Annotated in this window: 6 protein-coding genes; 2 read left to right on the forward strand and 4 right to left on the reverse strand. The window is 69.1% G+C overall.

Annotated features, from left to right (window positions below):
- On the forward strand, positions 1 to 2,169 hold a 2,169-nt coding region (locus PKA16_RS15465; RefSeq protein WP_324404525.1), incomplete at its 5' end, for a class I tRNA ligase family protein.
- Positions 2,170 to 2,413: 244 nt separating this feature from the next.
- On the opposite strand, the gene PKA16_RS15470 is transcribed toward PKA16_RS15465, so the two are convergent.
- The gene (locus PKA16_RS15470) at positions 2,414 to 3,382 is read right to left on the reverse strand and encodes an NAD(P)-dependent oxidoreductase (RefSeq protein WP_324404527.1); all 969 of its coding nucleotides are present in this window, start codon (positions 3,380 to 3,382) and stop codon (positions 2,414 to 2,416) included.
- Between the two features lie 73 nt (positions 3,383 to 3,455).
- Between PKA16_RS15470 and galU the strand changes: the two genes are divergently transcribed.
- Positions 3,456 to 4,343 carry a UTP--glucose-1-phosphate uridylyltransferase GalU gene (gene galU / locus PKA16_RS15475; RefSeq protein ID WP_324404529.1) on the forward strand — a complete coding sequence of 296 codons (888 nt, stop codon included), beginning with the start codon at positions 3,456 to 3,458 and terminating at the stop codon, positions 4,341 to 4,343.
- 21 nt (positions 4,344 to 4,364) lie between these two features.
- Here galU and PKA16_RS15480 read toward each other — a convergent pair whose 3' ends face one another.
- The 3 genes from PKA16_RS15480 to cysM form a co-directional block, all read right to left on the reverse strand.
- Positions 4,365 to 4,592 (reverse strand): sulfurtransferase TusA family protein, encoded by a 228-nt coding sequence (locus PKA16_RS15480; protein ID WP_324404531.1) that lies wholly within the window; start codon positions 4,590 to 4,592, stop codon positions 4,365 to 4,367.
- A gap of 14 nt (positions 4,593 to 4,606) precedes the next feature.
- Positions 4,607 to 5,155 (reverse strand): NUDIX domain-containing protein, encoded by a 549-nt coding sequence (locus tag PKA16_RS15485; RefSeq protein WP_324404533.1) that lies wholly within the window; start codon positions 5,153 to 5,155, stop codon positions 4,607 to 4,609.
- 204 nt (positions 5,156 to 5,359) lie between these two features.
- Positions 5,360 to 6,262: a cysteine synthase CysM gene (gene cysM / locus PKA16_RS15490; RefSeq protein WP_324404535.1), complete on the reverse strand. Its 903-nt coding sequence runs from the start codon at positions 6,260 to 6,262 to the stop codon at positions 5,360 to 5,362.
- Between the last annotated feature and the right edge of the window lie 119 nt (positions 6,263 to 6,381).

Below are 6,381 nucleotides of genomic sequence, written 5' to 3' on the forward strand. Positions count from 1 at the left end.
GAATTCGGCACCGGCGTGGTCAAGGTCACGCCCGCGCACGACGCCAACGACTACGCCGTGGGCCAGCGCCATGGGCTGCCGATGATCGGCGTGCTCGCGCTGGACGCCAGCATCAACGAACAGGCGCCGGAGCGCTACCGCGGCATGGACCGCTTCGAGGCCCGCCGCACCGTCGTCGCCGACCTCGAGGCCCAGGGCCTGCTGGTCGAGACGAAGAAGCACAGGCTGATGGTGCCGCGCTGCGCCCGCACCGGGCAAGTGATCGAACCCATGCTCACCGATCAATGGTTTGTCGCCATGACCAAGGTGAGCGAGCAGGATCCCAGCGGCAAGTCGATCGCGCAGAAGGCCATCGATGCCGTGGCCAGCGGCCAGGTGCGCTTCGTGCCCGAGCAGTGGGTCAACACCTACAACCAGTGGATGAACAACATCCAGGACTGGTGCATCAGCCGCCAGCTCTGGTGGGGACACCAGATCCCGGCCTGGTATGGCGAGGACGGCCAGGTCTTCGTGGCCCGTGACGAGGACGAGGCACGCGCCAGGGCCGCCCAGGCGGGCTATGGCGGTGCGCTGACGCGCGACCCCGACGTGCTCGACACCTGGTATTCATCGGCGCTGGTGCCGTTTTCAACCCTCGGATGGCCCGAAACAGGGGCCCCCACGCTCCCTGCTGCGCAAGCTGCGCTGGCCTTGCAGGCCGCGGAGCCGCCGGAATCGGCTCCTCTTCGGGCTGTCCAGTCTCGCGCAGGCGAGACTGGAGCCGCAGCCCTCAGCCCCGAGGGGACTGCTGCGCCTTCGGGCGACCGGGCGGCGCAGCTCTCGGACCTGGCGCTCTACCTGCCCAGCAGCGTGCTGGTCACGGGCCACGACATCATCTTCTTCTGGGTCGCCCGGATGATCATGATGACGACGCACTTCACCGGCCAGGTGCCGTTCCGGGACGTCTACATCCACGGCCTGGTGCTCGACGCCCACGGCAAGAAAATGAGCAAGAGCGAGGGCAACGTGCTCGACCCGGTCGACCTGATCGACGGCATCGCGCTCGAGCCGCTGCTGGAAAAGCGCACCACCGGCCTGCGCAAGCCCGAAACCGCGCCCAAGGTGCGCGAGAACACGCGCAAGGAATTCCCCGACGGCATCCCCGGCTACGGCGCCGACGCCCTGCGCTTCACCTTCGCCGCCATGGCGACGCTGGGTCGCACCATCAACTTCGACAGCAAGCGCTGCGAGGGCTACCGCAATTTCTGCAACAAGCTGTGGAACGCCAGCCGCTTCGTGCTGATGAACTGTGAAGGACATGACTGCGGCTTCGAGGGTGACAGCGCAGCGGAGCGCTCCGCCGCCGACCGCTGGATCGTCAGCCTGCTGCAGAAGACCGAGGCCGCGGTGGCGCGCGGCTTTGCCGACTACCGGCTCGACGTCGTGGCGGGCACGATCTACGACTTCGTCTGGAACGAGTACTGCGACTGGTATCTCGAGATCGCCAAGGTGCAGATCCAGCGCGGCACGCCGGCCGAGCAGCGCGCCACGCGGCGCACCCTGGTGCGCGTGCTTGAGGCGATTCTGCGCCTGGCGCACCCGATCATTCCCTTCGTCACCGAAGCGCTCTGGCAGGCGGTGGCGCCGATCGCCGGCAAGGACGGTGAGACCATCGCCATCGCGCCCTATCCGCAGGCCCAGCCCGGCAACATCGACGAGGCGGCGGAAGCCGAGATCGCCCACCTGAAGGCGCTGGTGGACGCCTGCCGCAACCTGCGTGGCGAGATGGGGGTGTCGCCGGCGCAGCGCCTGCCGCTCTACGCCCTGGGCGATGCGGATTTCATCGCGCGCCATGCTGCCGCCCTGCAGGCCCTGGCCAAGCTGGAGACCGTGCAGGTCTTCAGCGACGAGGCGGCCTGGGCGCAGGCGGCACAGGCCGCGCCGGTGGCCGTGATCGGCACGGCACGGCTGGCCCTGTTCATGGAAATCGACGTCGCCGCGGAGCGGGCACGCCTGGGCAAGGAAGCCGCGCGCCTGCAGGGCGAACTGGCCAAGGCCCGTGCCAAGCTCGACAACCCGGCCTTCGTCGCCAAGGCGCCGGCCGCCGTGATCGGGCAGGAGCACGCCCGGGTCGCCGACTTCACCGCCACACTGGACAAGATCAGCGCGCAGCTCGCGCGCCTGGGGTGACTCGGAAACTGCGGATGAATCCGGCATGACCGGGAGGGCCGTCGCGATCCGCCCGGTCAAGGCCGAGCGCCGCGCCTCCGGCAGCACCTGCGCGCCACTGGATGGCGCGAGAAAGGCCAGCCTCTGGTGAGTCTGCGCCCGACAAGGGCAAGGGGCAGCCCTGGCCGGGGCCACGGCGCGCATCTGCAACGCAGCGCGGGCGGATGTCATCGGTCAAGGCGGGTGGGAACCCGCTCGCGCCTTTTCAGCCCAGCGACATCGGCACGCTGTCCGGGCCCATCGCGCCACCACGCGCGGCGCTCATGGCCAGGGCCTGGTGCATCCGATCGGCCAGGTACCAGCTGCCACGCAACTGCGCCTCGCCGGTGCGCGCGGCCCAGCCCGACGTGATGCGCAGGTTCGGCAGGCCGCGCAGCGGGCTGTTGGCCTCGTCCAGCACCGCATCGTCGCTGTCCATCCAGAACGCCTCGATGCGCCCCGAGCGCAGGCAGCGCGCCAGGGCCGCCGGATCGAACAGCGAGGCGCGGCTGACGCAGGCCCACAACTGGCGGTGCCGGCACGAGGCCAGTACCCGGTCGTTCACCAGTCCGCGGTAGCGCGAGGCATAGACCGTCTGCATCGAAACCGCATCCGAGGTCTCGAGCAACTCCGCCAGGGTCAGCGGCTGGACGCCCAGGCGCTCCCACAGCTCGGCGCTGCGGTGCACGGCCGGGTCGTAGCCCACCACGCGCGCGCCCAGTGCGACCAGCATCGGCGCCAGCAGTTGCGCCACTGGCGACATGCCGAACAGGCCCACCACGCTGTCGTTGATCTCGCGTCCGTGCGCGCGCGGCGTGGCACCCACGTAGCTGGCACGCAGCTGCCCGCCCAGGCGGAACAGGTTCAGCAGCGCCATCAGCAGGAATTCCGCGGTGGCACGAGTCGCGGCGCTGGTGGCCTGCACCACGCGCACGCCACGCCGCTGGCAGGATTCGAAATCGATGTTCTCGCCGCCCTCGTGCAAGCGGCCCAGCACCACCAGGCGCGGTGCGTGGTCGAGCAACTGGCTGTTCACGCGCAGTCGCACCGGCGCCACCAGGGCATCGGCCCTGTGCAGTTCGCGCTGCAGCGCGGGCAGGTCCCGCAGCAGCTCGGGCCGATAATCCACCCGATAACGCGCCGCCAGCCATTCCCGCGCGTCCGCGGCCAAGTCTTCAAGCAGCAGGATTTCCACGATCTTCCCCGTTTTGCTTATCAGGCAGCGCTCCTGCGAAGGCAACCCGTGTCAATGTAACATTGCCGACCCGATGCACACCACCCATCCGATCCAGACCGCCGTGTTTCCCGTGGCGGGCCTCGGCACCCGCTTCCTGCCGGCCACCAAGGCCAGCCCGAAGGAGATGCTGCCGATCGTCGACAAGCCGCTGATCCAGTATGCCGTGGAGGAAGCCTACGCCGCCGGCGTGCGCCACATGGTGTTCGTCACCGGTCGCAGCAAGCGCGCCATCGAGGATCACTTCGACACCGCCTACGAGCTGGAAAGCGAGCTTGAGGCAGCCGGCAAGGGCGCCCTGCTGGAGATCGTGCGTGCCGTCGCGCCCGAGGACATGCACTGCTCCTACGTGCGCCAGCCGCGCTCGCTCGGCCTGGGCCACGCGGTGCTGTGCGCCGCGCACATCGTCGGCGACCAACCGTTCGCGGTGCTGCTGGCCGACGACCTGATGGTCGGCCATGCCGGCGGGCCGGGCGTGCTGAGCCAGATGGCGCAGGCCTTCGAGTCGCTCGGGCGCTCGGTGCTGGCGGTGCAGGAGGTGCCGGAAGACCAGGTGCGCCGCTACGGCATCGTCGCCGGCTCGCCAGCCGGCGAGCGCCTCATCAACATCGACCGCATCGTGGAGAAACCGGAGCCGGGCCAGGCGCCCTCGCGCATGGGCGTGGCGGGCCGCTACATCCTGACGCCGCGCATCTTCGACCTGCTGCGCGAGCAGACGCCCGGCGCCGGCGGCGAGATCCAGCTCACGGATGGGATCGCCGCCCTGATGGAGCGCGAGCGCGTCTATGCCTACCAGTACGATGGCACGCGCTACGACTGCGGCAGCAAGGAAGGCTTCCTGCAAGCGACGGTCGAACTCGCGCTGCAGCATCCGCAGATGGGTGCCCCGTTTCGCGCCTGGCTGCGCACGCTCACGCTCTGAGTCGAGGCAACGCGGCCGTCCTCAGCGGCGTCGCAGCACGTGCACCAGCTCCTCGCCCACGGTCTGCTGCTCGACCAGCTCGTTACCCGTCTGGCGCGCGAAGGCCTCGAAGTCCCGCACCGAACCGGGGTCGGTGCACACCACGCGCAGCAACTCGCCACTGGCCATGCTGGCCAGCGCCTTCTTGGCCTTGAGGATCGGCAGCGGGCAGTTCAGGCCCCGCGCATCGACTTCTTTCGCGATTTCCATGAATTCATTCTCGGTCAATCCAGCCCACGGCGTCGCTCGGCGTTCTCTTCAGCCGTGAAGTACACGGGTTGATGCCCACGCGAACGCAACCAGTCGGCCAGCGCGTGACCAGTGCCCGCCGGCCAGCACCTGAGATCCGGCAAATCGTACAGGCGCCAGTCCACCAGCTCCGGCGACAGGCGCACCTCGCCCTCGCACACCGCGTGATAGGCGATGATGACCTGGTTCATGCGCTGGAAGTCATACACCCCGACGAGGTCGAGGGCGTGCGTGTCGAGGTCGGTTTCCTCCTTGATCTCGCGCGCGATGCCGGCCTCGGGCGTCTCGCCGGCCTCCATGAAGCCGGTGATGAGAGCAAACATCTTGCCCGGCCAGGCCGCATTGCGCGCCAGCAGCACCTGGCCGTGATACTCGACGATCGCCGCCAGCACCGGCGTCGGATTGTTCCAGTGCGTGTAGTCGCAGGTCGGGCAGCGCAGCCGCTCCTTCGGGCCGCTGTCCTCCTCCTGCACGATCATCGCCAGCGGCGTGGCGCAGCAGGGGCAGTATCGGAAGCTGGACATGGAACCATTGCTCTTGTGGCAGTCAACGCCCGATGCACGGGCACGATGGACCGCTGTTCCCGGGATCGGTCATGCAGGATGCGCCGCATCACCCGTGGCGCACGAAACGCAGAATCCGAAGGACTGCTGGGCCGGCCGGTCAGATCGCCCGTGGCCGGGGGCGCCCCGGCCACGGACCCGGCGAAGCGGCATGGGGTGGTCATCTCAAGCGGGGAACACGCCGGTCGACAGGTAGCGGTCGCCGCGATCGCAGACCACGAACACGATGGTCGCGTCGCGCTCGCGCGCGGCCACCTGCTGCGCCACCCAGGCCGCGCCACCCGAGGAGATGCCGCCGAAGATGCCCTCCTCGCGCGCCAGGCGCCGTGCCATCTCCTCGGCCTCGTCCTGTGCCACCGGCATCAGCTCGTCGATCGCCGAGGCATCGTAGATCTTCGGCTGGTAGGCCTCGGGCCATTTGCGAATGCCGGGGATGCGCGCGCCTTCGGCCGGCTGCGCACCGATCACCCGCACCTGCGGGTTCCGCTCCTTCAGGAAACGGGACACGCCGGTGATGGTGCCGGTGGTCCCCATGGCCGAGACGAAGTGCGTGATGCGCCCCTCGGTCTGGGCCCACAGTTCGGGGCCGGTGGTCTCGTAGTGGCTCCGCGAGTTGTCGGCGTTGGCGAACTGGTCGAGCAACACGCCCTTGCCCTGCGTCACCATCCTGGCCGCCAGGTCGCGCGCATACTCCATGCCGCCCGAGCGCGGCGTCAGGATCAGCTCGGCGCCAAACGCCTTCATGGTCTGGGCGCGCTCGACCGACAGGTCCTCGGGCATCACCAGCACCATGCGATAGCCCTTGACGGCCGCGGCCATCGCCAGCGCAATGCCGGTATTGCCGCTGGTGGCCTCGATCAGGGTGTCGCCGGGCCGGATCTCGCCGCGCTGCTCGGCGCCCTGGATCATCCACAGCGCCGGCCGGTCCTTGACCGAGCCCGCCGGGTTGTTGCCCTCCAGCTTGGCCAGCACCACCGTGCCGCGCGCCCCGTGCTCGGCCGCGCCCACGCGCTGCAGGCGCACCAGCGGCGTGCTTCCCACCGCCTGTTCAATCGTCGGGTAATCCATGGACGGCACTGTGCCATAATTTTTGACTCGACTGCCGCGTGCCGCGCCCCTGTGCGGCACGTCTTGCCCGGGTGGCGAAATCGGTAGACGCAGCAGACTCAAAATCTGCCGGTGGCAAC

Source organism: Ottowia sp. (assembly GCF_035325765.1).
Taxonomy (GTDB): domain Bacteria; phylum Pseudomonadota; class Gammaproteobacteria; order Burkholderiales; family Burkholderiaceae_C; genus Ottowia.